The organism is Geodermatophilus sp. URMC 61 (assembly GCF_052931555.1).
Window position 1 is genome coordinate 410,988 of sequence record NZ_JBRFHZ010000002.1, and the last position, 23,346, is coordinate 434,333.

At 72.8% G+C, this 23,346-nt stretch carries 20 protein-coding genes and 1 pseudogene; 12 read left to right on the plus strand and 9 right to left on the minus strand.

From position 1 onward, the window contains the following. Window positions 1-50: 50 nt before the first annotated feature. The 7 genes from dnaK (at window position 51) to ACU610_RS02030 (ending at window position 8,942) form a co-directional block, all read left to right on the plus strand. Window positions 51-1,937: a molecular chaperone DnaK gene (dnaK, locus tag ACU610_RS02000; RefSeq protein ID WP_446766044.1), complete on the plus strand. Its 1,887-nt coding sequence runs from the start codon at window positions 51-53 to the stop codon at window positions 1,935-1,937. Window positions 1,938-1,947: 10 nt separating this feature from the next. After that, window positions 1,948-2,568 (plus strand): nucleotide exchange factor GrpE, encoded by a 621-nt coding sequence (locus ACU610_RS02005; protein WP_446766045.1) that lies wholly within the window; start codon window positions 1,948-1,950, stop codon window positions 2,566-2,568. Continuing rightward, entirely contained in the window at window positions 2,568-3,590 is a 1,023-nt protein-coding gene (locus ACU610_RS02010; protein WP_446766046.1) for a DnaJ C-terminal domain-containing protein, read from the plus strand. The genes ACU610_RS02005 and ACU610_RS02010 overlap by 1 nt, the downstream gene beginning before the upstream one ends. Beyond that, window positions 3,587-3,940 carry a chaperone modulator CbpM gene (locus ACU610_RS02015; RefSeq protein WP_446766047.1) on the plus strand — a complete coding sequence of 118 codons (354 nt, stop codon included), beginning with the start codon at window positions 3,587-3,589 and terminating at the stop codon, window positions 3,938-3,940. The genes ACU610_RS02010 and ACU610_RS02015 overlap by 4 nt, the downstream gene beginning before the upstream one ends. 1 nt (window position 3,941) lies before the next feature. After that, window positions 3,942-6,578, plus strand: coding sequence for an ATP-dependent chaperone ClpB (gene clpB, locus ACU610_RS02020; protein ID WP_446766048.1), 2,637 nt, complete (start codon window positions 3,942-3,944; stop codon window positions 6,576-6,578). Between the two features lie 11 nt (window positions 6,579-6,589). Then, window positions 6,590-7,042: a thioredoxin gene (gene trxA, locus ACU610_RS02025; protein ID WP_446766049.1), complete on the plus strand. Its 453-nt coding sequence runs from the start codon at window positions 6,590-6,592 to the stop codon at window positions 7,040-7,042. A gap of 868 nt (window positions 7,043-7,910) precedes the next feature. Beyond that, window positions 7,911-8,942, plus strand: a complete 1,032-nt coding sequence (locus tag ACU610_RS02030) for a serine hydrolase (RefSeq protein ID WP_446766050.1) — start codon at window positions 7,911-7,913, stop codon at window positions 8,940-8,942. 429 nt (window positions 8,943-9,371) lie between these two features. Here ACU610_RS02030 and ACU610_RS02035 read toward each other — a convergent pair whose 3' ends face one another. The 7 genes and pseudogenes from ACU610_RS02035 to ACU610_RS02065 form a co-directional block, all read right to left on the minus strand. Further along, window positions 9,372-9,530 carry a hypothetical protein gene (locus ACU610_RS02035; protein WP_446770765.1) on the minus strand — a complete coding sequence of 53 codons (159 nt, stop codon included), beginning with the start codon at window positions 9,528-9,530 and terminating at the stop codon, window positions 9,372-9,374. A 12-nt stretch (window positions 9,531-9,542) separates the two neighbouring features. Next, window positions 9,543-9,650 (minus strand): annotated as a pseudogene (locus ACU610_RS02040) (hypothetical protein); the annotation flags it as partial. Window positions 9,651-10,207: 557 nt separating this feature from the next. Then, entirely contained in the window at window positions 10,208-10,657 is a 450-nt protein-coding gene (locus ACU610_RS02045) for a MaoC/PaaZ C-terminal domain-containing protein (protein ID WP_446766051.1), read from the minus strand. 146 nt (window positions 10,658-10,803) lie between these two features. Continuing rightward, window positions 10,804-11,766, minus strand: coding sequence for an NADPH:quinone oxidoreductase family protein (locus ACU610_RS02050; protein ID WP_446766052.1), 963 nt, complete (start codon window positions 11,764-11,766; stop codon window positions 10,804-10,806). A gap of 824 nt (window positions 11,767-12,590) precedes the next feature. Then, a complete protein-coding gene (locus ACU610_RS02055; RefSeq protein ID WP_446766053.1) occupies window positions 12,591-12,959 on the minus strand; it encodes a nuclear transport factor 2 family protein in 369 nt (122 codons plus the stop codon). 986 nt (window positions 12,960-13,945) lie between these two features. Beyond that, window positions 13,946-15,253, minus strand: coding sequence for a pyridoxal phosphate-dependent decarboxylase family protein (locus ACU610_RS02060; RefSeq protein ID WP_446766054.1), 1,308 nt, complete (start codon window positions 15,251-15,253; stop codon window positions 13,946-13,948). A gap of 459 nt (window positions 15,254-15,712) precedes the next feature. Further along, window positions 15,713-16,138, minus strand: a complete 426-nt coding sequence (locus tag ACU610_RS02065) for a nuclear transport factor 2 family protein (RefSeq protein ID WP_446766055.1) — start codon at window positions 16,136-16,138, stop codon at window positions 15,713-15,715. Between the two features lie 28 nt (window positions 16,139-16,166). On the opposite strand from ACU610_RS02065, the gene ACU610_RS02070 reads away from it, so the two are divergent. Then, window positions 16,167-16,646: a MarR family transcriptional regulator gene (locus ACU610_RS02070; protein ID WP_446766056.1), complete on the plus strand. Its 480-nt coding sequence runs from the start codon at window positions 16,167-16,169 to the stop codon at window positions 16,644-16,646. A gap of 378 nt (window positions 16,647-17,024) precedes the next feature. Further along, entirely contained in the window at window positions 17,025-17,423 is a 399-nt protein-coding gene (locus ACU610_RS02075) for an alanine racemase (protein WP_446766057.1), read from the plus strand. A 718-nt stretch (window positions 17,424-18,141) separates the two neighbouring features. Here the strand turns inward: ACU610_RS02075 and ACU610_RS02080 are convergent. Then, window positions 18,142-18,627, minus strand: a complete 486-nt coding sequence (locus ACU610_RS02080; RefSeq protein ID WP_446766058.1) for an ArsI/CadI family heavy metal resistance metalloenzyme — start codon at window positions 18,625-18,627, stop codon at window positions 18,142-18,144. A gap of 131 nt (window positions 18,628-18,758) precedes the next feature. On the opposite strand from ACU610_RS02080, the gene ACU610_RS02085 reads away from it, so the two are divergent. Further along, window positions 18,759-19,115: an ArsR/SmtB family transcription factor gene (locus ACU610_RS02085; protein ID WP_446766059.1), complete on the plus strand. Its 357-nt coding sequence runs from the start codon at window positions 18,759-18,761 to the stop codon at window positions 19,113-19,115. A 258-nt stretch (window positions 19,116-19,373) separates the two neighbouring features. On the opposite strand, the gene ACU610_RS02090 is transcribed toward ACU610_RS02085, so the two are convergent. Continuing rightward, window positions 19,374-20,042, minus strand: coding sequence for an ArsR/SmtB family transcription factor (locus ACU610_RS02090; protein ID WP_446766060.1), 669 nt, complete (start codon window positions 20,040-20,042; stop codon window positions 19,374-19,376). Between the two features lie 86 nt (window positions 20,043-20,128). Here ACU610_RS02090 and ACU610_RS02095 point away from each other — a divergent pair, with 86 nt between their 5' ends. Further along, window positions 20,129-21,493: a rhodanese-like domain-containing protein gene (locus ACU610_RS02095; protein WP_446766061.1), complete on the plus strand. Its 1,365-nt coding sequence runs from the start codon at window positions 20,129-20,131 to the stop codon at window positions 21,491-21,493. Window positions 21,494-21,823: 330 nt separating this feature from the next. After that, window positions 21,824-22,828: an MFS transporter gene (locus ACU610_RS02100; RefSeq protein WP_446766062.1), complete on the plus strand. Its 1,005-nt coding sequence runs from the start codon at window positions 21,824-21,826 to the stop codon at window positions 22,826-22,828. Window positions 22,829-23,346 lie beyond the last annotated feature (518 nt).

The following is a 23,346-nucleotide window of genomic DNA, read 5'->3' on the forward strand; positions in this document are numbered from 1 at the left end:
AACGTTCTCTTACTCACTCTGCTTCCTAGCGAGCGCAACAGGAGGTTGAGATGGCTAAGGCGGTCGGTATCGACCTGGGCACCACCAACTCGGTCATCGCGGTCACCGAAGGTGGCAAGCCCACCGTCATCGCCAACGCCGAAGGTTCTCGCACCACCCCGTCGGTGGTCGCGTTCACCGACTCCGGTGAGCGGCTGGTCGGCCAACTGGCCCGGCGGCAGGCGATCCTCAACTCCAAGGGCACGATCTCATCGGCCAAGCGGTTCATCGGCCGCCGCTACGACGAGGTGGCCAGCGAGAAGGACGCGGTCACCTTCGACGTCGTCCCCGGGCCCGAGGGTGCGGTGCGGTTCGACGTCCGCGGCAAGCAGTACGCCCCGGAGGAGATCTCCGCGCAGGTGCTGCGCAAGCTGGTCGAGGACGCCGCCAAGTACCTGGGTGAGAAGGTCACCGAGGCGGTGATCACCGTGCCGGCGTACTTCAACGACGCCCAGCGGCAGGCCACCCGGGACGCCGGCCGGATCGCCGGGCTCAACGTGCTGCGGATCATCAACGAGCCGACCGCAGCTGCGCTGGCCTACGGCCTGGACAAGAAGACCAACGAGACCGTCATGGTGTTCGACCTCGGCGGCGGCACCTTCGACGTCAGCCTGCTCGACGTCGGCGACGGTGTCGTGGAGGTCCGCGCGACCGCTGGGGACGGGCACCTGGGCGGTGACGACTTCGACCGGCGGCTCGTGGACCACCTGGCCGAGGAGTTCCAGCGGGCCGAGGGCATCGACCTGCGCAAGGACCCGCAGGCGCTGCAGCGGCTGTTCGAGGCCGCGGAGAAGGCCAAGGTCGAGCTGTCCACGGTCACCCAGACCACGGTCAACCTGCCGTTCATCACCGCCGACGCCAACGGCCCCAAGCACCTGAACACCACCCTGATGCGGTCGACGTTCGAGAAGATCACCGCCGACCTGGTGGAGCGGTGCATGGGCCCGGTGCAGCAGGCGATGGCCGATGCGAAGGTGACCGCCAACGACATCGACGAGGTCATCCTGGTCGGCGGCTCGACGCGGATCCCGGCGGTGCAGAACCTGGTGCGCCGGCTGACCGGCGGCAAGGACCCCAACATGTCGGTCAACCCCGACGAGGTGGTCGCCCTGGGTGCGGCGCTGCAGGCCGCGGTGATCAAGGGCGAGGTCAAGGACGTCCTGCTGCTCGACGTCACCCCGCTGTCCCTCGGTGTGGAGACGATGGGCGGCGTGATGACCAAGGTCATCGAGCGCAACACCACCATCCCGGCCCGCCGCTCCGAGGTCTTCTCCACCGCCGAGGACAACCAGCCCGCCGTCGACATCGTCGTCCTGCAGGGCGAGCGCGAACGGGCCAGCGACAACCGGGTGCTCGGCCGGTTCCGGCTGGAGAACATCCGTCCCGCGCCGCGCGGGGTGCCGCAGGTCGAGGTCACCTTCGACATCGACGCCAACGGCATCCTCAACGTCACCGCCCGGGACAAGGACACCGGCACCCAGCAGCAGATCACCATCAGCGAGTCCTCCAACCTCGACAAGGCCGAGGTGGAACGGATGGTGGCCGACGCCCAGCAGCACTCCGCCGAGGACGCCCGGCTGCGCGAGCTGGTCGAGGCCCGCAACACCCTGGACACCGCCGCCTACCAGGTGGAGCGGCGACTGGCCGAGCTCGGCGACGCGGTGCCGGTACACGAGAAGGCGCGGGCGGAGATGCTCATCGCCGACGCCCGCCAGGCGGTCAAGGACGACGCGGCGCCGATCGACCGGCTGCGGTCGCTGACCGGCGAGCTGCAGCAGATCTTCCACGGCATGGCCGCCGGCTCCTCCGGCGGTGCCGGCGCTGCCTCCGGCGGCGGACCGTCGTCCTCCGGTGGACCGGATGACGACGTGATCGATGCCGAGGTCGTCAACGAGTGAGGTGAGAACGATGGCCGACCAGGACATCCGCCAGGCCCGGCCCGACCCGTCCGCCTCCGCGCCCCGCGCCACCGGCGCCGCCGGTGGCGCGGGGCCGCAAGACGGCGACCCGCACCTGCAGGTGACCGAGCTGCAGCAGCAGGTCACCGACTTGCAGCGGCAGGTGGCCGAGCTGGAGGACCGGTGGCGGCGCGCGCTGGCCGACCTGGACAACCTGCGCAAGCGCTACGAACGCGACTCCGGGCAGCAGCGCGCCCGAGAGCGGGCACAGGTCGCCGCCGCGTGGCTGCCGGTGCTCGACCACCTGGAGCTGGCCCTGGAGCACGCCACCGCGAACCCCGCCTCGATCATCGACGGGGTCCGTGGCGTCCGCGACCAGGCGCTGGCCGTGCTCGCCGGCCTGGGCTTCCCGCGGCGCGACGACGAGGGCACGACCTTCGACCCGACCCGGCACGAGGCGGTGGCCGCCACCCAGACCCACGCGGCGCCGGCCGGCACGGTGCTGGAGGTGCTGCGCCCCGGCTACGGGGAGGGAGAGCAGCAGCTGCGTCCGGCGGCCGTGGTCGTCGCCGCCCACCCTGAGGACGACGACGAGGCTGGTGGCGTTCGGCGGGATGCGGGAGCGCGGTGATGGCCGACCGTGACTACTACGCAGCACTAGGCGTGGCCCGCGGCGCCACCGCCGAGGAGATCCAGCGCGCCTACCGCAAGCTGGCCCGCCAGTACCACCCCGACGTCAACAAGGACCCGGGGGCGGAGGAGAAGTTCAAGGAGGTCTCCGAGGCCTACGACGTCCTCTCCGACCCGGAGACCCGGCGACGCTACGACGCCTTCGGTCCGGATTTCCGTCAGGTCCCCGAGGGCATGGACGCCGAGACCTGGCGGCGGGCCCGCGCGGGCGCCACGGCCGGGGCTCGCTCCGGAGGCGGCTGGCCCGCCGGTCCCGGGCCGGACGGCGAGCAGGTCTGGGTCGGCGGCACCGGCTTCGGCGCCGGCGGGTTCGGCGAGGGCATCGACCTCGACGACCTGTTCGGCGGCATGTTCGGCGGCCGGACGACCGGCGCCCGCGGCGCCGGCCGCACCCGGCGCGACTGGGGCCGCGTCACCGGCGCCGACCAGGAGGCCGAGCTGCAGCTGACCATCGAGGACGCCTTCCGCGGCGGCCGCCGGTCACTCACGCTGTCCGGTCCCGACGGACCCCGGGCCCTGGAGGTCAACATCCCCGCCGGAGTGACCGACGGCCAGCGGATCCGGCTGGCCGGGCAGGGTGGACGGGGCAGCGGCGGCGCACCGGCCGGCGACCTGTACCTCGTCGTCCGGCTGGCGCCCCACCCCCGCTACCGGGTGGAGGGCCGCGACCTCTACGTCGACCTGCCGTTGGCCCCGTGGGAGGCGGCGCTGGGCACGTCGGTTGCGATCGACACCCCCGGCGGGGAGGCCAAGGTCAAGGTGCCGGGCGGCACCTCCAGCGGGCGCCGGCTGCGGCTGCGCGGTCGGGGACTGCCCAACCCCCGCGGCAGCGCCGGCGACCTCTACGCCGAGGTGCGCATCGTCGTGCCGCACCGGCTCACCGAGGCCGAACGGGAGCTGTTCTCCGAGTTGGCCACCGCCTCGACCTTCGATGCGCGCAAGCAGGCCAGGAGGGCGTCATGACCTACCCCCTCGTGCGCCGGAGCCGGGCTCACGTGCTGGACCTGGACACCTTCGCCGCCCAGGCGCGACTGCACCCGGACCTGGTGCGCCGGCTGATCGCGCTCGGCCTGCTGGAGGCCCAGCGCGACGCCGCCGACCGGTGGTGGCTGGCGCCGGCAGAACTGACGACGGTGGCCCGGATCCAGCGGCTGCGGGCCGGGTTCTCGCTGAACTACGCCGCCGTCGGGCTGGTGCTGGACCTGCTCGATCGCATCGAGGTCTTGGAGGCGGCGCTGCGGCGCCAGCCGGGCCGGACGGCGGCGCACACAACCACCCCCACCACGATCACACGAACGTTCATCGGAGGCTGACGTGGACCTCAACCGACTGACCCAGAAGTCTCAGGAGGCCCTCCACGACGCGCAGACCAAGGCGCTGCGCTACGGCCACACCGAGGTCGACGGCGAGCACCTGCTGCTCGCCCTGCTCGACCAGCCCGAGGGCCTGACCCCGCGCCTGCTGTCCCAGGCCGGGGCCGACCCCGACGCCCTGCGCACCGACCTGGAGGCCGAACTCGGCCGTCGGCCGAAGGTCACCGGACCCGGCGCCGCTCCCGGGCAGGTGTACGTGACCCAGCGGCTGTCCCGGCTGTTCGACACCGCCGAACGCGAGGCGCACCGGCTCAAGGACGAGTACGTCTCCGTCGAGCACCTGGTCATCGCGGTGATGGAGGAGGGCAGCGCCACCGCCGCCGGCCGGCTGCTGCGCTCGGCCGGCCTGACCCGGGACAAGTTCCTGTCCGCGCTCACCGACATCCGCGGCAACCAGCGGGTCACCTCGGCGATGCCCGAGGTCGCCTACGAGGCCCTGTCCAAGTACGGCCGCGACCTGGTCGCCGAGGCCGCCGCCGGCAAGCTCGACCCGGTCATCGGCCGGGACACCGAGATCCGCCGCGTGGTGCAGATCCTGTCCCGCAAGACCAAGAACAACCCGGTGCTCATCGGCGACCCCGGCGTCGGCAAGACCGCCATCGTCGAGGGACTGGCCCAGCGGATCACCCGCGGCGACGTGCCCGAGGGCCTGCGCGACAAGACCATCTTCGCTCTGGACATGGGGTCACTGGTGGCCGGCGCGAAGTACCGCGGCGAGTTCGAGGAGCGGCTCAAGGCAGTGCTCAACGAGGTCCGCGCCGCCGAGGGACGGATCATCCTGTTCGTCGACGAGATGCACACCGTCGTCGGTGCGGGCGCGGCCGAGGGCGCGATGGACGCCGGCAACATGCTCAAGCCGATGCTGGCCCGCGGCGAGCTGCACATGATCGGCGCCACCACCCTCGACGAGTACCGCAAGCACGTGGAGAAGGACGCCGCCCTCGAGCGCCGCTTCCAGCCGGTGATCGTCGACGAGCCCACGGTCGAGGACGCCGTCTCCATCCTGCGCGGTCTGCGCGAGCGGCTGGAGATCTTCCACGGCGTCAAGATCCAGGACTCGGCGCTGGTCGCCGCGGTCACCCTCTCCCACCGCTACATCTCCGACCGGTTCCTCCCGGACAAGGCCATCGACCTGGTCGACGAGGCCTGCGCGATGCTGCGCACCGAGATCGACTCCATGCCCACCGAGCTCGACGAGCTGACCCGTCGGGTGCGGCGGCTGGAGATCGAGGAGGCCGCGCTGGCCAAGGAGAGCGACGCTGCGAGTGCCAAGCGGCTGGAGGAGCTCCGCCGTGAGCTGGCCGACCTGCGCGCCGAGGCCGACGCCATGCGCGCCCAGTGGGAGGCCGAGCGGCACGCGCTGCGCAAGGTGCAGGCGCTGCGCGAGGAACTGGAACAGGTGCGGCAGGAGGCCGAGCAGGCCGAACGGTCCTACGACCTGAACCGGGCCGCCGAACTGCGCCACGGGCGGCTGCCGGAGGTGAAGCGGCGGCTGGCCGCCGAGGAGGAGCAACTGGCCGCCAAGCAGGGCGGGCACCGGCTGCTGCGCGAGGTGGTCACCGAGGCCGAGATCGCCAACATCGTCTCCCGCTGGACCGGCATCCCGGTGTCCCGGCTGACCGAGGGCGAACGCGACAAGCTGCTGCGCCTCGACGAGATCCTGCACGAGCGCGTGGTCGGGCAGGACGAGGCGGTGCAGCTGGTCGCCGACGCCATCATCCGCGCGCGCTCGGGCATCAAGGACCCTCGCCGGCCGATCGGCTCGTTCATCTTCCTCGGCCCCACCGGCGTCGGGAAGACCGAGCTGGCCCGCACCCTGGCCGCCGCGCTGTTCGACACCCCGGACAACGTGGTGCGGCTGGACATGAGCGAGTACCAGGAGCGGCACACCGTCTCCCGGCTGGTCGGCGCCCCGCCCGGCTACGTCGGCCACGAGGAGGGCGGCCAGCTCACCGAGGCGGTCCGCCGCAAGCCCTACTCGGTCGTGCTCTTCGACGAGATCGAGAAGGCGCACGCCGACGTCTTCAACACGCTGCTGCAGGTGCTCGACGACGGCCGGCTCACCGACGCCCATGGCCGCACCGTCGACTTCCGCAACACCGTGGTCATCATGACGTCGAACATCGGCTCGCAGTACCTGCTCGACGGCGTCACCGGCGCAGGGGAGGTCAAGCCCGAGGCACGGGAGGCCGTCATGGCCGAGCTGCGACGGCACTTCCGGCCGGAGTTCCTGAACCGGGTCGACGACATCGTGCTGTTCAAGCCGCTGACCCTGGCCGAGATCGAGAGCATCGTCGAGCTCATGGTCGGTGACCTGCGCGCTCGGCTGATCGAGCGGCAGATGCGTCTGGAGCTGACCGAGGACGCCCGCCGGTTCATCGCCGGGCAGGGCTTCGACCCCGTCTACGGTGCCCGGCCGCTGCGCCGGTTCATCGCCCGCGAGGTCGAGACCCGCATCGGCCGTGCGCTGCTGACGGAGGACGTCCTCGACGGGGCCACCATCCGCGTCGACGCCACCGACGGCCAGCTCATGATCCGCTGGGACAACCCGGTCGGCGCCGACCGGCCGGCTGCGTGAGGAGGCAGGAGATGACATCGCCGACCGTCGTGGCCTGCGCCAATTGCGGCCGCCGCAACCGGGTGCCCGCCGCCGCGGCGGGCACCCCCCGCTGCGGGCAGTGCCACACCCCGCTGCCCTGGATCGCCGACGCCGGCGACTCCGACTTCGCCGCCGTCGCCGAGCAGGCCCCGCTGCCGGTCCTGCTCGATCTGTGGGCGCCGTGGTGCGGCCCGTGCCGCATGGTCAGCCCCGCCCTGGAGGAGTTGGCCCGCACCTTCGCCGGCCGGATCAAGCTGGTGAAGGTCGACATCGACGTCGCGCCGCAGATCGCGCAACGGTTCACGGTGCAGGCCGTGCCCACGTTGATGGTCCTCGACCACGGGCGAGTCGTCAGCCGCCAAGCCGGCGCGGCACCCGCACCGGCCCTGCAGAGCTGGCTGGAGAATGCGCTGTCCACCGCGGGCAGCGCCGCTGGCGGATGACCCTGTCCGAGGGCTGGCGCAAGCGGCCGCAGGGGCCCCTGACCGTGCTGCCGGGCTGTCAGCCACAAGTGGAGCGCCATCGCGGGCTTCCTCGACGGTCAGCGCTCGCGGGCCGCGGGCGGTGCGGGTCGTGCGCCGGGCGGTGGCGTCGCGGACCGGGTCGGTGGTCGGCAGGCCGTGGCGCACGGCCGGGCCGAGGATGCCGGAGAGGACGCTGCCGGGGGACCTGGCCGCCGCCTCCCGGAATCGCTGCCAGATGCGCTCCAGGGGGGCGCGGCGTCGGGGGTCCCACCCGGCCAGGGGGTCTTCGACCCTTCCACGCTCGCCCACCGCTTCAGACGGTGATCGCCGACGAGGAGACCTGAGCCGCCTCACGGCAGAGCCGATCGCCGCCGTCCTCAGCAGCGCACGATCCACGTGCGCCCGGCGGTCAGCTCGTGCAGCGACATCACGTCTGCGGACCGTAGGAACGCGCCCTCGAGCCGCCTACGCGCTGACCCGCCAGTGCCTGCCGCACGGACCTCTGAAGCCAGGGCTCCTCGATCGAGGGGGGAGGAGCCGCAGGTCGTGCGCGTGTTCGCCGAGAGTTGCGCGGTCCATGGCAGGCGGCCCGGCGGTGGCCGCGCGGTCGGACGTCGAAGCGGAACACTCTCACCACGCGTGAACTGCACTGGAGTCACCTGGATCCGGGCTCCCGGTCTTCGGGTCTGGCACAGCCGGCGCTGTTGCAGCTGGTGCCGCCGCTCCTCGGTGGACGCGGTTCGGGTGGTGTGTCCGTACCGCCGCCCGGCTGTGGTGGGCCGCGATGAGGCCAGCACCGACGGGATCTGCTTGTATCGGCCAGGCTCCGGGACAGAAGGGAGCAGGGATGTCATCACAGCTGAACCGCAGGGCGGCGCTGGGGCTCGGTGCGACGGCTGCGGCCGGCGTCGTGTTGCGCTCGACAACCGTCGCCTCCGCTGACCAGATCGAGCCGGGGCAGGCACCCCCGGAGCCCACTCCCACGACGCCGGAGCAGGCCCGCAAGCGCGTCGGCAAGGTGTACGAGCGTGAGACCACCCGGGCGGCCGGCACCTGGAACGCGTTCATCACGCTGGCCGACCCGGACGGCACCCTGACCCCGGCGGTGGAGGACGGGGCCGACGAAGAGGTCGAGGCGTACAGCGTCAACAAGATCGCGGTGGCCACTGCGGTGCTCGACAAGATCGACCGCGGCCTGCTGCGGCTCGACCAGCGGGTGGACGTCACCGCCGACCTCGTCGCCACCACCGGGGACGGCGTGTTCCGGCTGGACCTGGCCTATCCGAGCTCCGTCACGCTCGGGCACGTCATGGCCAACCTGCTGTCGGTCTCGGACGACACGGCGGTCCGGCTCTGCGGCCTGGTCTGCCCGGCGAGGGAGGTCAACGAGATCCTGGTCGCCAAGGGCTTCCCCAAGACGCAGGTGACGCCCGTGGCCAACCCGAACCGGTTCTTCCTCGGCACGACCACGCCCCGCGAGACGCACGACCTGCTGCAGGCCCTGGTCAAGGGCACGCTGCTCTCCGCGACGTCGACCAGCTTCCTGCTGGCCATCCTGCGCTCCCCTGTGGCGTTCACCGACGGCATCCGGCGCACGATGTCCTCCGACGAGCGCCTGCGGGTGGCGACAAAGGCGGGCTGGTTCCTCGACGGCCGCAACGAGGCGGGGATCATGTTCGATGCCACCGGCCGGCCGATCCTCACCTACTCGCTGTTCGCCCACGGCCAGGCCAACCCGGACGACTTCGGGGCCACGCACCCGGCAGTGCAGGCGCGCGCCGTCATGGGGCGCAGGTTCCTCGACGCCGTGGACCGGCTGGGCGGCGTGGCTGCCCTGCGCACGTCGGTGCCGACGTACCGCCCGTTCAACGGCGGCTGACCGCCGAGCACCCCGCGATCGACCGCCGTCACCAGCGTCCGTGGTCAGGACGGTTGGAACGGGAAATTCCTGATGCCCCTTTGGAACACGGGGTGGTTCGCCCCATCTTGTCAGCACCAGAGCCAGTGGAGAACGGACAAGACCAAGAGGCTCACACCCTTGCTTGCAGAGAGGCACGGACGGCGATCCGTCGAAAACCCGACAGTCCGGGATGTCGCCTTCGGCTGTCGACGCGACCATTCCATCAACGAGCTCCTGTGTGTCAACCAAGCTCACCGTGAAGCGTTCGCGCTGGCGGTGGGTGCGGTGGACTGGCCGGAGCGAAGAGCAGGACGAGGGACTGAAACCCTGCCGCGCAGCTGGCTGCGGCCGTAGAGACGCGTCCCGTCTGCTGCTGCCGCACTCACCGTCCTGCCGCCGGGTGGGTGCTCACCCAGCGGCGAGATCCTCGCGCAGGGTCTTGTCGACCACGTCGGAGAGCCCTCGTTTCAGGCAGCGCAGTGCCTCGCGGCTGGTGTTGCCCTCGGCGCGTTCGCGTTCGTGGTGGGCGCGGCCTTCGGTGTCGGCGCGAATCTGGGTGATCGCCATCGTGTAGAGCACCCCATTGAGCTGCCGGTCGCCCGAGCGGTTCAGCCGATCACGGATGGCGCGCCCGGAGGAGGCGGGGATCGGGCGGTGCCGTTGGCCGCGGCGAAAGCGTGCTATCACCTCGGCCCGTTCGCCCCTCGCGACACACCTGCTGGCACCCCGGACCGCATCGCCATCCCGGTCGCGGCCGACGCGGACGCCGACCGCGCACTGGGCATGTCCCTGGCCGAGGACACCGGTCTGGACGCCGTCGACGCGGGGACCCTGGCCGAGTCGTGGCGGCAGCCGCCCGGCACCCCCTGCTCCGTCACCGACCTCACCTGTCAGGAGCTGCCCGCCGCCCTCGCGGCAGCAGTCGCCACACGCTCACCCCAGCGACGCGACCTGGCGATGACCGTCATCCCCGGGGCTGATGGACGACCCCACGGCCGACCCGGGCGCGGACTTCGGGGTCCGCCTCAGCCGGCTGCTCCACATGTGACCTCGACGATCGCCGGGCGCCGCCGTCCGGTCCGGGACGGCACAGCGACGGCCGATGTCGGCACAGCGTGCAGCCGCCCTGGGAGGTGGTTCCCGCGCCGGCAGACCAGCGCGACTGGGCCCGAGAGCCGGCTCGTCGGCGCGGCAAGGGGCGCACAGCCGGCTCCACGCGTGGACAGACCCTGCGGCGCGGCGGGTCAGCCGCCGGGGCGGAGGCTCACCAGCAAGGGGAGCTCCCCGTCCTGGACGTCCTCGTCGCGCTGGTTGAGGAGGGTGAAGCGCCGCCGCAGGATGCCCGCATCCGCCTTGCTGGTCAGCCTGGTGTCCAGGATCTCCACGCGGCAGCGCACCGTGTCCCCGAGCAGCAGGGGCCGCTGGAACCGCCAGCCCTCGATGCCCAGCAGCGCGATCGAGCAGGACTCGAACACCCCGAGCCGCGAGGCCAGCCCCAGCGCCACGGACAGCCCGAGCAGTCCGTGCGCGATCCGTTCACCGAACCGTCCGTGCCGGGCGGCTTCGGCGTCGGTGTGCACGGGGTTGGTGTCCCAGCTCCAGCCGGCGAAGGTGACGACGTCGGCCTCGGTGATGGTGCGCGCCTGGCTCAGGAACACCTGACCGGGCCGGAAGTCCTCGTAGTAGTGGGGCACCGTGGCTCCTCTCGTTCGCGTGCCGGGGCTGCCTCGTCGGCCTCGGACCGCGCCCCGGGTGTCGGTCGGTCGAACAGGACGGCCACCGCCGGGAGCCGGCCGCATCGGCAGGCCGTGGCGACGACTCGCTGCCGGGATGCCGTCGGCTAGCGGACGCGGATGAGCACCCGGCCCGCCGCTCGGCGCTGGTCGATCTCCCGGATCGCTGCGGCGGCCTGGTCCAGGGCGTACACCGCACCGATCGGTGGGTCGATCGCCCCGGACTGCACCAGCGGCAGGAGGTCGCGCCACTGCCGGCCGGCGTGTCCCGGCTCGGTCCGCCAGAACTCCGCCGAGGCCGCCCCCATCACCGTGGTGTTGGCCAGCAGCAGCCGGTTGACCTTGACCGTGGGGATCTCCCGGCCGGTGAAGCCGAGGACGACCAGCCGGCCCTCCCGGGCCAGGCAGCGCAGCGAGTCGGTGAACCGGTCGCCGCCGACCGGGTCGACGACGACGTCCACGCCGCGGCCGTCGGTGACCCGGCGGACCTCGTCGCGGAAGCCGTCGACCGGCACCACCTCGTGCGCTCCCGCGGCCCGGGCGACCGCACCCTTGTCCGGGGTGGACACCACCGCGATCACCCGCGCCCCGTAGGCCGCCGCCAGCTGGCACGCCGCGGTACCGACGCCGCCGGCCGCGCCGTGCACCAGCACGGTCTCGCCGGTCTCCAGCCGCGCGCGGCGGGTGAGGGCGAAGTGCATGGTCAGGTAGTTCAGCGGCAGCACCGCCCCCTTCTCGAACGGCACGTCCTCGGGCAGGGGGAAGACCATGCCGGGGTCGACGGCGACGGTCTGGGCGAAGCCGCCGATGACCGGCATCGCCGCTACCCGGTCCCCGGCCCGGAAGCCGCCGGCGTCCTCGCGCACCACCCCGGCCACCTCCCATCCCGGGGTGAAGGGCAGCTCGGGACGCAGCTGGTACTCCCCGCGGGTCTGCAGCACGTCCGGGAAGACGACGCCGGCGAACTCCACGTCGACCACCACCTGACCCGGCTGCGGCACGGGATCGGGCACGTCGCGGACCTCGACGGCGTCCGGACCGGTCAGGGTGGTGATGACGGCTGCGCGCACGGGGTTCCTCCTCTGGAGTCGGGTGGTCAGGACCGCGGGGCGGCAGGGAGGCGGGCCGACCCGACTCGGGCCGCGGCTCGTCCCGAGCACGTACGTGGCGCAACTGTGGCAGGACCACCAGAGAGTCGAGAAGCTGCTGGCGTAGTTCCGGCCCGTCAGTCCTTCAGCTGCGGCGCGCTAGGCCCTCGGCATGCGCTGCAGCGTGTGAGATCTCGTGTGCCGATCGATCTCGTCGCGCGGAGACGAGCCGCCCTGCGGGCCCCCAGGGCGGGTCCTCCGGATGCTCAGGAAGGGCCGGTTCACCATCCGTGGCGGCACGATCGGCCTGTCCCGCGTCCATGACGTCATGCATCTTTCGCTCATCCACAGATTGCGGCTCCGGCACCCGGAGGCTTCCTGTCGGGAGTAGGTCGGGGTGGGACCCGACTCCCACGACCGGCGAAGCCGGGGGCGGCGACGGAACCGGACCTTCGACGGCACCTGTCGGCGGAGGCGCCAGGAGCCCGGGTTCCACCCGACCGGAGTCGGCGTGTCGTGAGGTCAGGTCGCTCGAAGGGCCCGGTCACAGGAGGTACGTGCGCGGCCGAGCCACGGCGACGTCAGGCGGGTGAGGCAGCATCAGTGGGTACGCGACCAAGGCCGGTCCGCGCCTCCCGATCGCATTCACCGCCCAGCGGGGAGGGACCAAGCGGGTCGTCCTCGAGCGAGGGGTCAGGACGCGGAAGGACGCCGCCGCGGCCCTGCGGGAGCAGATCGACAGGATCGAAATGGGGCAGTGGGTCGAGCCGTCCAAGCAGCGCTGAGGCCGTCCGGCTCCACCCGGCTCAGGCCGGCAGCGGGCCGAAGAAGCCGACGATCCGGCGCAGCGTGCCCTCGCCGTCGACCTCGCCGAAGTCGGTCCCCTCGACTGCGACCGAGCCGTCGGCTGCCAGCATCCGCCAGGCGAACCGCAGGTAGCCGTCGTGCTCGTCGACGCCGCTGACGACGTCGATGCGCGCGCCCGGGTTCTCCTCCTGGAACGACCCGATCAGCGACGACAACCCGTCGCGGCCCTCGACGCGGTTCAGCGGGTCGCAGTAGACGCCGTCTTCGGCCCAGCACGTGTCCAGCAGCGTCCGGCGCGCGGCGGCATCGGTCTCACGCCACGCCGCGGCGTACCGCTCGACGGCGGCGTTCCCGACGGTGAGCGTCACCCCGGGCACGCTACGCAGGACGACCGGCCGCAGGCAGGGGCGAACGACCCGGCACGAAGCCGCTCAGCCGGGAGGAGCGCGTCGATCCGGCAGGCGAGTTCGAGGTCGTACTCGGTCACCTGGCCAGGCGAGGACGGGTCTCACTGACGGCGAAGACGGCCTCCACTCCTGCAGCTCGTCCCGGCGGGGGCGATCACTCCGGCCGACGGCTTCCTGAGCATGCTGTGGCCGCCGCCCTTCGTCGAGTCAGTGGGGGTACGCCACCCCGGGTCGCGAGCCATCCGATCGCGTTCGGATCCGGGGAGTGGACCTGTGTGGTCGGCGAGTTCGAAGACGGAGGCCGCATGGTGACGGTGGCCAGGTGGCGCGACGGCGCGATCGCCGAGGAGTACATCTGGGCTTAGGACGCGTCTCCTGATCCCGCAGCCAGATGAGGATCGAGGCGACGACGAGCACGCCGTGGGAGACGGTGGCTGCTCGTCGTGGCGGGTGGCGATGCCGCGCCAGGACGAGCCGGTTGAAGGCCCGCTCGATGACGTGGCGGCGCCGGTAAGCGGTGCGGTCGTAGCCGACCGGACGGCCGCCGGTCGAGCCGCGGCGTCGGTGCGCGGCCTGGTCGGCCGGCTTGGGGATCACCGCGGTGCTCGGCGGCGCGGCTGGTGGAGGGGCCCGGCGCTCACCGTCCGGTCCGGCTCGCCCGATGCGGCGGCGGGACGAACCCCTCACCGTCCGCAGGTGGTCGCCGGCTCGGGTCGGGGCGAGCAGTCGCAGGCCCGAACGTCCAGTTCGACAGCAGGGTCGGGGTCGCTTGTGGGGGTTCCGAACGGCTCGTGCGTGTCCGAGGTGACTCGATCACCACTGAGCCTCCCTCATGTGGAGGGCGGTGAGGGCGGCGACCGCTCCACGCGTACACCACGCGGGACGACCGTGGCGTCGTCCGACGCTGCAACGGCACCTGGCGAGGTCCAGATCGACTGGGCATGACGTCACCCGGCTGCTGTGCGCGCGGCGGTGATGATGGCGTCGGCGCTGCGGTGAGCGTCGGCTGGGGTCGTCTGCCACCCGACGACCGAGATCCGCACGACGCGGCGTCCGCGGAAGGTGCTGCCGGCCAGCCAGCAGACTCCGTCGCGTTGCACCTGTTCGATCACCCTGTCGGTGAGTGCGTCGTCGTCGCCGAAGCGGACGAGGACCTGGTTGAGCACGACATCGTTGAGGACGGCGATGCCAGGCACCGCGGCGAGGCGGCCGGCGATCAGCCGGGCGTGGTCGCAGCACCGGTCGACGAGGTCGGCCAGGCCGTGGCGGCCCAGCTGGCGCAGCGCCGCGTAGACCGTGACGCCCCGTGCGCGCCGGGAGAACTCCGGTGTCCAGTCGAAGCCGTACGGCACGTCGTCGGCGTGCGCTGGGACGTAGGGACTGGTCGAGGTCATGGCCGCGCGGTGGGCGCTCCGGTCGGCGACGATGGCGATCCCGCAGTCGTAGGGGACGTTGAGCCACTTGTGGGCGTCGGTCGCCCACGAGTCCGCCTGCTCGACGCCGGCCAGGAGCGCGCGCCGCCGTGGGCTTGCGGCGGCCCACAGACCGAACGCGCCGTCGACGTGCAGCCACGCCCGGTGCTCGCGGCAGATGCGAGCGATGTCGACGAACGGGTCGAACGCACCGGTGTTGATCTCTCCGGCTTGCGCGCAGACGATCGTCGGGCCGTCGGCGCCGCCGGCGAGGGCCTCGCGCAGCGCGTCGGCGCGCATGCGTCCCTGCTCGTCGGCGGGCACCACGTCGACGAGTTGGCCGAGCCCGAGCAGCCGGCAGGCGACGCCGACCGTGACGTGCGCGTACTCGCCGGCCAGGACACGGACCCGGGGCGCACCCTGCAGCCCGTGTGCCTCGACATCCCAGCCGGCGTCGCGCAGGACCGCATGCCGCGCGGCGGCCAGGCAGGTGAAGTTCGCCATCTGGCCACCGGTGACGAAGCCGACCCCACTGGAAGCCGGCACACCGAGGAGCCCGCGGACCCAGCCGGCGGCGACCTCCTCGACCACCGACAGGGCCGGTGACGCGACGAAGCCCCCGCCGTTCTGATCCCACGCCGACACCAGCCAGTCGGCCGCCACCGCGGCCGGCACCGCGCCACCGGTGACGAACCCGAAGTACCGCGGTCCACCCGACGCGACGAGCCCGGGGTCGACGTCGCGCGCCAGGCTCTCGATGATCCCGGGGGGATCCTCGCCCTCGTCGGGAAGCGGGCGCGCGAGCACGGCGCGCAGCTCATCGAGTCCCGCCGCTGCGGTCACCGGTCGATCCCGCAATCCGTCGAGATACCGGCGGGCCAGTCGGGCGGCGTCGTCGAGACAGTCGTAGCGCCGATCCGACCCTCGGAGATCCCCCGCCCGGAGGGACCGGCCGGAGACCGCGGAGGTCCCGTCGCTCTGCATGGCGGTCCTCCTCGCTCGCGGACACGGGCCGTCGGCCAAGAGTGACCCCGCCGCCCGGTCGTCGACCAGACAGGGCGATCCCCGGCCCCTTCGTGGTGGGCGACGTGCAACGGCACGGCCGCGGATCGGGAGCCGATGTCGAGATGGCTGCGACGTCACCGATCAGCCGGCGACGAGCCACGCCGACACCAGGGACGGAGCGCGTCCGGCCGGTCAGCGGGTGTCCGGTGCCTGGGGGACCCGGCCAGATCCGATCGCCGGCCGAGCCGGCGCGCCGGCGTTCCGGTGCCGGGACGCCGTGGGTGGGGAAAGCCCGAGTCAGCCGAACGGCGGATAGCAGTCGAAGGTCTCCTGCTCCACGATCCGGCCGTCGGCGACGGTGAGGAAGGAGGCGATGAACGCCTCGAGCCGGGTGCCCGCGGTCAGTGGACCGCGCGTTGCGCCGACCGTCGCCCGCCAGTGTGCCCGGACCGCCGCCCGCGCCCCGTCGACGACGACTTCCTGCACGACGAACTCCTGCTCTCGCAGCAGCGCGCGGCTCGACCGATGGCCCTGCAGGGTCTCCGCCCACCCGCGCACGGCACCGGACGGCGTGATGGCGTTGGGGTGCTCGACGATCCGGACGTCGGGGTGCAGCAGCGCGCCGAGTTCCTCCTCGGCGGCCGTGAGGTCGCCGGCGAGGCGGTAGTAGCGGTGCACGACCTCGAGCACGGCGTCCGTCCTCGGGATCGGAGTGCTGGACACGGCGACAGAGTTGCACAACCATGGTTGTGTGTCTACCGGCCTGGACCTCGTCTCCGCTCTGTCGATCGTGGGCTCCGGCCTCGATCAGCGGGTGCTCCAGGAGTTGCACGCGCGGGGCTTTCCCGAGCTGCGGAGGGCGCACGGCTACCTGTTCCAGCGGCTCCTCGTGGCGCCGCGGACGGTCACCGACCTGGCCGCCGAACTCGGGGTGACCCAGCAGGCGGTGTCCAAGGCCGCCGGTGAGCTGGTGCGGGCCGGCTACCTCGAGCGGGACGACGACCGGGACCGCCGCCGTCGTCCGCTGGCGCTGACCGACCGGGGGCGGGCGGCGGTGACGGCGGCCAGGTGCGTCCGCGAGGAGCTTCGTGTTCAGATCGAGCGCTCAGCGGGGGACGCCGACCGCGTGGCGGCCGTGCTGTTGGTCCTGGACGCGGCGCTCGACGTCCTCGGGCTCCGCCGGGCGGTGGCGGAACGCGCCGTCCCCATGCCCGCCGGCGGCGAGGGCTGAGGCCCGTTGCCGAGCAACGTGGCCGCTGCACGGGAACCCGACGGCCCTGACGTGGCCCGTCAGGCGGAGGTGGCGTGATCAGGCACAGCGGTTTCCCGGGGAAGTGGCGATCGACCTCTGGCGAGACGATCTCCACCGCGAGAGCGCGCGCCTTCTTCCTCGATCCCGTCCTCGATCAGCGACGACATCCGCCACGCCGACAGAGCTGGTGGGAGGACCTCGATCCCGAGCACAACTGTCAGAGCTGCCGGTCGGGGTGCACCCTGCTCACCTGCACCCGGCATCCCGATCGGTACCGGCACCGGAGACATCATCATCAGACCCAGCCCGCAGCCCGTCATCGGTGCGCGAGGATCCCGCGACAGCCTCCCGACCCCGGTGCTGGTCATCGACCGGGACGGCCTCAGATCGAACATGACCGCCCTGCGCCGCCTCTTCCACGGCACCGGCGTCTCCCGCCGCCCTCATTTCAAGGCTCACAAGTGTCCCGAGATCTGCCGGTTGCAGCTCGAGTTCGGGGCGAACGGTGTCTGTGCGGCGACCATCGGCGAGGCCGAGGTCCTCTCTGCACTGGACACGTCCATCCTGCTGACGTCCATCGTCTCGTCGGACCCCAACCTGGGCAGAGTCGTCGAGCTGCGCGCGAACGGTCGCGATCTGAAGCTCGTGGTCGACAACGCGGCCACCGCTCGGAGATTGAGCAGTTCGCTCCTTACTCGCAACTGTGCTGCCGAAGTCCTCATCGACGTCGACACAGGAAGAGGCCGGTCCGGTTGATGCTCGGGTGCGTAGTCCTGTGCGCTCACGTGTGACGGCACGGCAGCACCCGTCTCGCCACCGGTAACGACGTGGGCGAATCCGGTCACACCGGCCGACTGCAGCCGATACCCGTCGGGCGTGCACACACCGACGAGCTGAGCGCGAGGGTCAGCGACCCGGCTCGGCTCGGCGAGCCGGAACAGCTCGTCGACGAGCGGGTCCAATGTCCGGGTGGTCGGCTGGTGCGGCGCGCCCACCGGATGCGGGCGGGCCCGGCTCGGGCACCCCCAGTGGCCATCGACGGTTCGCCGGTGGAGCTCCACCGTCGTTCATGGCAGCCGACGTGATGGGGGATGGCGGACGGCTGCAGAGTGGCCACGAGGTGCCGTACGTCGTGGAGTGCGCTCGCCGAGCCGGCGATCACCACCTGGCACTCCACTCGTGGGCCCGGTCCAGGATGGACTCCCCACTGTCGGATCGCATGGGGAGACCTGCTCTTCCTCATCGCCGTCCCGCCGGATGCGGGCGACGACCCGGTGCCCTCCGAACCCCCGGGATGCCGTTGCGGGGCCCCTCCTCGGGCGGGGGCGAACACCGCCCGAGGAGGAGCTGACCGGGCACCGGGCCCGCGGTCGGTGCCGCCCGGTGTCACTGGTCGGACGCTTCGGGGTGCTGGGCGCGGCGGCGGAGGCGTCCGACCGAGACGCTCGCGCGGTGGGCCGTCGACGGCGCGTACTCAGCAGCAGCGGGCTGCCGCGGGGGCTGACTCGGCGGCCACGGCCGTCGTCTCCGTCCCCTCGGTGGTGACGTCGGCGCAGCAGGCCGGTCCGTCGCCGGTCTCGCTGAAGAAGGTCGGGCTGTCGGCGAGCACGGTGTAGACCTCCCACCGCTCGCCGCCGGGGGTGTTCTCCACCCAGAACTTGTCCTGCTTGGCGTAGCAGCAGGTGGTGCCGCGTTCGTCGACCGAGGCCAGGCCGAGGCCGGCGAGGCGGGTCTGCTCGGCGTCGACCTCCTCGACGGAGCCGACCTCGACGCCGAGGTGGTTGAGCGTGCCGCCCTGCCCGGGGTTCTCCAGCAGGACCAGCTTCAGCGGCGGGTCGGAGACGGCGAAGTTGGCGTAGCCAGGCCGGGTCTTGGCCGGCTCGGTGCCGAACAGCTTGCTGTAGAAGGCGGTGGCGGCCTCGACGTCATCGACGTTGAGGGCGAGCTGGATGCGGGACACGGGGGGACCTCCTGGTGGGGTACGGCGGTCTCGGCTATATTGATGGCCATCGATACGAGAGCATGCCCCGGAACATCGACAGCTGTCAATACGTTTCGGGAGACGCACTCCGCGGACCGAGGAGGACCTGGATGGCCGTGCGGGAGCTGCCGGTGCTCGACCAGCCGGAGGCGGTCGCCTGCTGTGCGCCGCTGGCCGCCGAGGTGCTCGGGGAGGCCGACGCCGAGACCTTGGCGCGGCAGTTCGCCGCGCTGGCCGAGCCGGTCCGGCTGCGCCTGGTGTCGCTGCTGAGCACCGCCGACGGCGGCGCGGTGTGCGCCTGCGACCTGGTCGAGCCGGTCGGCAGGAGTCAGCCGACGGTGAGCCACCACCTCAAGGTGCTCGCCGAGGCCGGGCTGGTGACCAGCGAGAGGCGCGGCCGCAACGTCTGGTACGCCGTCGTGCCGGCCGCGCTGGAGGCGCTGCGCGGCGCCCTGGCCACTCGCTGACCGCATCCCCGCCCGGCCGCGGGTGCTCGTGCCGGCCGTGGTGCGCGGCAGGGGTGGAACGACCAGCTCCCAGCCCTGGGGCGTGGCGCGGATCGCACTGTCGCTGTCGGCCTGTTTCGTCGTCGTGTTCGGCGGCTCGTTCGTGCCCGGGATGCGACTGCGGCTGAGCTGCGCCGAGACCGTGACAGGCCGTGAGCACCCGCAGGTCGCGCGGGTGCAGCGCATCGACGTCGGGGGCCGCGGCGCCTGGGCCGGCGGTCACGCCGATGCCCGGACGACGGGCAGGCCTGCGGCGGCCCACTCGGGCAGCCCGTCGACCAGCCGCAGCGCCGGCCGCCCCTGGGCGGTGAGCGCGCGGACGGCGGTGTCGGCGTAGGCGCACAGCGGACCGCGGCAGTAGGCGACGACCGGCTGGCCGGCGGGCAGGTCGGCCAGCCGGGTCTCCAGCTCGTCGGGCGGCACGTTCACCGCGTCGGGCAGGTGGCCGGCGGCGTACTCGGCCGGCGGGCGGACGTCGAGGACGACGACCTCACCGGCGCGCATGCGCGCCAGCAGCTCCTCGCGGCTGATCTCGGCCAGCTGGGAGCGGTCGCCGAGGTAGGCCGCGGCGAGCTCGTCGATCCGGGTCACGTGCGCCCCGGCGACCTCGCGCATCGACCGCCACAGTGCGCCCACCGCGTCGCTGGCCAGTGAGTAGTACACCCGCGCTCCGTCGCGACGGGTGCGCACCAGCCCGCCGCGCAGCAGGAACTGCAGGTGCTGGCTGGTGTTGGCAACCGTCTGCCCGATCTCGCCGGCGAGCTCCTCCACGCTGCGCTCGCCCTGGGCGAGCACGTCGACCAGCTCGGCACGCCGGCCGCTGCCCAGGGCCTTCGCCACCGACGCCAGCGCGTCATACAGCGCGTCCTTCGCCTGCCGGCTCCCCATCCTCCACCTCGTCACTCAAGCGATCGCTTGACACTGTACCCGGGCGGCGGCATCGTTCAAGACATCACTTGAACGAGGAGTGGGCCATGGTGCCGGAACTGGTCCCGGTCGTGGACGACGGCCTGGGCAACACCACCTGGCTGGTCGACCTCGGCGACGGCCGCGCGCTGGTCGTCGACGCACCCCGGGACCTGCGCGCGGTGCACGCTGCGGCGCGGCAGCGCGGCCTGACCGTCGCCTACGCCGCCGACAGCCACCTGCACGCCGACTTCCTCACCGGGGCGGTCCAGCTGGCCCACGACGACGGCGCGCAGGTCCTCGCGTCGGCCGCCGGACAGCGCGAGTTCCCGCACCGCGGGCTGGCCGACGGCGACGAGGTCGACCTCGGCGGGCTGACGCTGCGGGCGCTGGGCACCCCCGGGCACACCGACGAACACCTGGCCTACCTGCTGGCCGACGGCGAGACGCCGGTCGGCGTGTTCACCGGCGGCTCGCTGATCGTCGGCGCCGCCGCCCGCACCGACCTGGTCGATCCCGGGCGCACCGAGGAGCTGGCCCGCGCCCAGTACGCCTCGCTGCGCCGGCTGGCCACCCTGCCCGACCACGTGCTGGTGTGGCCCACCCACGGCGCCGGCTCGTTCTGCTCTGCTCCGCCCGGCGCGGCACGCAGCAGCACCATCGGCCGCGAGAAGGCGACCAACCCGCTGCTGGCCGTCGGCGACGAGGACGCCTTCGTCGCCCGGCTGACCGGCAGCCTCGGCTCCTACCCGGCCTACTTCCGGCGACTCGGCGAGGTCAACCGCCGCGGGCCGGCCGTCCTGGACACCGCATCGGTCGGACGTCCGGCGCCGCTGCCGGTCGGTGACGTCCAGCGGCTGCACGCCGCCGGGGCGCTCGTCGTCGACGTCCGGCCGGTGCCCGACTACGCCCGGGTACACGTGCCCGGCGCGCTGTCGATCCCGCTGCGCGCCCAGTTCGCCAGCTGGCTGGGCTGGCTGGCCGACCCCGATCTGCCGGTGGTGCTGGTCGCCAACCCGGACCAGGACCTGGCCGACGCCGTGTGGCAGGCGGTGAAGATCGGCTACGAGCAGCTGGTCGGCGTCCTGGACGGCGGGATGGCCGCCTGGGTCGCCGCCGGGCGTCCCGTCGCCAGCACCGAACTGGTCGGACCGGACCACCTGGGCGGACGCCGGATCCTCGACGTCCGGCAGGACGCGGAGTTCGCCGCTGGCCACGTCCCCGGAGCCGAGCACGTCGAGCTCGGCGCGCTCGCCGCCGTCGCCGACCGGCTCGGGAACGGACCGACCGTGGTGATGTGCGGCCACGGTGAGCGCGCTGCCGGCGCGGCCAGCCTGCTCGAGCGCGCCGGGCACCGCGACCTCGCCGTGCTGGTCGGCGGGCCCGAGGACTGGGCCCGCGGCACTGGGCGGCCGCTGACGTCCGGGTCGTGACCGCCGGGACGTCGGCGCCGATCCGGCTCGGCCTGCGCGCCAACGCCGCCCAGTTCACGCTGCTGGTCGCGGTCAACGCCCTGGTCGGCGGGATGGTCGGCCAGCAGCAGACGGTGCTGCCGCTGCTCGCCGAGGACGAGTTCGGCCTGACCGGTTACACGTTCGTCTTCACCTACGTCGCCGCGTTCGGGATCACGAAGGCGGCCGCCAACTGGTTCGCCGGCACGTTCTCCGACCGCTACGGCCGCAAGCCCGTGCTGCTGGTCGGGTGGCTGTTCGCCGTCCCGGTGCCGCTGATGCTGATCGTCGCCCCGAACTGGACCTGGGGTCGTGGCCGCCAACGTGCTGCTCGGTGTCAACCAGGGACTGACCTGGTCGACCACCGTGGTCATGAAGATCGACCTGGTCGGCCCCCGGCAACGGGGCCTGGCGATGGGCCTGAACGAAGCGGCAGGCTACGGCGCGGTCGCGGTGACCTCCCTGCTCGCCGGCTACCTGGCCGAGCGGTACGGCCTGCGGCCCGCTCCGTTCCTGCTCGGGATCTCCTACACCGCCCTGGCCCTGCTGCTGTCCGGGCTGTTCGTCCGCGAGACGCGCGGTCACGCCCAGCTCGAGGCGGGGCGGCACACGCCCCGCGCCGACGGCATCCACGACCACCTGCACGCCGGCCTGACCGACCGGCAGATCGTCGCCCAGACCAGCCTGACCGAGCCCGCGCTGTCCTCGGCCAGCCAGGCCGGGCTGGTCAACAACCTCAACTTCGGCCTGTCCTGGGGCCTGTTCCCGCTGCTGTTCGCCACCGCCGGCCTGCCGGTGGGCCGGATCGGCCTGCTGGTCGCGCTCTACCCGGGAGTGTGGGGCGCCGGGCAGCTGATCACCGGCGCCCTGTCCGACCGGATCGGGCGCAAGCGCCTGATCACCGCGGGGATGACCATCCAGGCCGCCGCGCTGGCGCTCATCGCCGCCTTCGACGGGTTCGCCGGCTGGGCGGCGGGCACCGTGCTGCTCGGTGCGGGCACCGCGATGGTCTACCCGACGCTGCTGGCGGTGGTCGGCGACGTGGCGCACCCGGCGTGGCGCGGCCGGGCCGTGGGAGTCTACCGGGTCTGGCGCGACCTCGGCTACGCCGTCGGCGCCGTCCTCGGCGGGATCGTGGCCGACCTCGTCGGCCTGCGCGCCGCCGTCTGGGTCGCCGCGGCCGTCAGTGCCGGCTCGGCTCTCCTCGTCGCCGTCCGGATGTACGAGACCCACCGGGTCCCCGTGAGCGGTGCGGGTTCGGCCGGCCCGGGGGGACGGTGCGCCGCCCGGCGCTGGAGCCGCCGGTCCAGCCGCTGACGACCGGTGCCAGGTCGGCGATCGCCGTCAGGGTCCGCCCGTGCGGTGGATGGGTCCCCGACGGCGACGCTGCGCCTGATCGGCGCGGAGTCGGTGTTCGAGGAGAACAGCTCGGGCGACCGGCGCCGCACGTGCTCGATGTCGGCGGCGACGGCAGGCGGGTGTTCCCGCATGGAAGGGGCGACCCGCTCGTGGTCCACCCGCGAGACGGAGGATCCGACCTCGGGGGAGACCTGCACCGGACCCTCCTCGGACAGCAGGCGCAGCCCCTCGCGCACGGGTGCCCGGGAGACCGCCCAGGGCGGCGGCCGGCTCGTTCTCCGACGACGAGGCACCGAGCGGGAGCGCGAGGCTGAGCACGCGTCGGCGCAGCTCCTCGTGGACCCGTCGGCTGAGCTACGGGCCTGGATGCGTCGTGGTCGGCTAACGTGCACGGTGAGGGGGCCGCTCGACTGCGAAGGGGTCGGACAGGTGAGCAGGCCCTGCCCCGCGTTCGTGACCGTCGCTCCGGGCATCGA